Origin of the sequence: Paenilisteria portnoyi (assembly GCF_014322795.1) — a bacterium.
GTDB lineage: Bacteria > Bacillota > Bacilli > Lactobacillales > Listeriaceae > Listeria_A > Listeria_A portnoyi.
The window spans coordinates 1-1,648 of sequence record NZ_JAASTT010000038.1; the positions used below are offsets into that span (position 1 = coordinate 1).

Below are 1,648 nucleotides of genomic sequence, written 5' to 3' on the forward strand. Positions count from 1 at the left end.
CTCTCAAAACTGAACAAAACAGAAGATAAAACAAAAGCAGGTTTCCTTTTCCTTAGAAAGGAGGTGATCCAGCCGCACCTTCCGATACGGCTACCTTGTTACGACTTCACCCCAATTATCTGTCCCACCTTCGGCGGCTGGCTCCATAAAGGTTACCCTACCGACTTCGGGTGTTACAAACTCTCGTGGTGTGACGGGCGGTGTGTACAAGGCCCGGGAACGTATTCACCGTGGCATGCTGATCCACGATTACTAGTGATTCCGGCTTCATGTAGGCGAGTTGCAGCCTACAATCCGAACTGAGAATAATTTTATGGGATTAGCTCGACCTCGCGGTTTGGCAACCCTTTGTATTATCCATTGTAGCACGTGTGTAGCCCAGGTCATAAGGGGCATGATGATTTGACGTCATCCCCACCTTCCTCCGGCTTGCACCGGCAGTCACTTTAGAGTGCCCAACTAAATGCTGGCAACTAAAATCAAGGGTTGCGCTCGTTGCGGGACTTAACCCAACATCTCACGACACGAGCTGACGACAACCATGCACCACCTGTCACTTTGTCCCCGAAGGGAAAGTTCTGTCTCCAGAATGGTCAAAGGATGTCAAGACCTGGTAAGGTTCTTCGCGTTGCTTCGAATTAAACCACATGCTCCACCACTTGTGCGGGCCCCCGTCAATTCCTTTGAGTTTCAACCTTGCGGTCGTACTCCCCAGGCGGAGTGCTTAATGCGTTAGCTGCAGCACTAAGGGGCGGAAACCCCCTAACACTTAGCACTCATCGTTTACGGCGTGGACTACCAGGGTATCTAATCCTGTTTGCTCCCCACGCTTTCGAGCCTCAGCGTCAATTACAGGCCAGTAAGCCGCCTTCGCCACTGGTGTTCCTCCACATATCTACGCATTTCACCGCTACACGTGGAATTCCACTTACCTCTCCTGCATTCAAGTCTCTCAGTTTCCAATGACCCTCCCCGGTTAAGCCGGGGGCTTTCACATCAGACTTAAGAAACCGCCTGCGCTCGCTTTACGCCCAATAAATCCGGACAACGCTTGCCACCTACGTATTACCGCGGCTGCTGGCACGTAGTTAGCCGTGGCTTTCTGGTTAGATACCGTCAAGGGACAAGCAGTTACTCTTATCCTTGTTCTTCTCTAACAACAGTGCTTTACGATCCGAAAACCTTCTTCACACACGCGGCGTTGCTCCGTCAGACTTTCGTCCATTGCGGAAGATTCCCTACTGCTGCCTCCCGTAGGAGTCTGGGCCGTGTCTCAGTCCCAGTGTGGCCGATCACCCTCTCAGGTCGGCTATGCATCGTTGCCTTGGTAGGCCATTACCCTACCAACTAGCTAATGCACCGCGGGCCCATCTGTAAGCGATAGCCGAAACCATCTTTCAAACAGGCGTCATGCGACGCTTGTTATTATTCGGTATTAGCCCCGGTTTCCCGGAGTTATCCCCAACTTACAGGCAGGTTGCCCACGTGTTACTCACCCGTCCGCCACTAACGTCAGAAAGAGCAAGCTCTTTCGTCGGTTCGTTCGACTTGCATGTATTAGGCACGCCGCCAGCGTTCGTCCTGAGCCAGGATCAAACTCTCTTTAAAATAAAGATGAATCTGAATACTTATTCAACACCGTGAATAA

At 51.6% G+C, this 1,648-nt stretch carries 1 rRNA gene; it reads right to left on the reverse strand.

Going from position 1 to position 1,648, the window contains the following annotated elements:
* Positions 1 to 56: 56 nt before the first annotated feature.
* Positions 57 to 1,608: ribosomal RNA gene (locus HCJ66_RS15750) — 16S ribosomal RNA — on the reverse strand.
* Positions 1,609 to 1,648 lie beyond the last annotated feature (40 nt).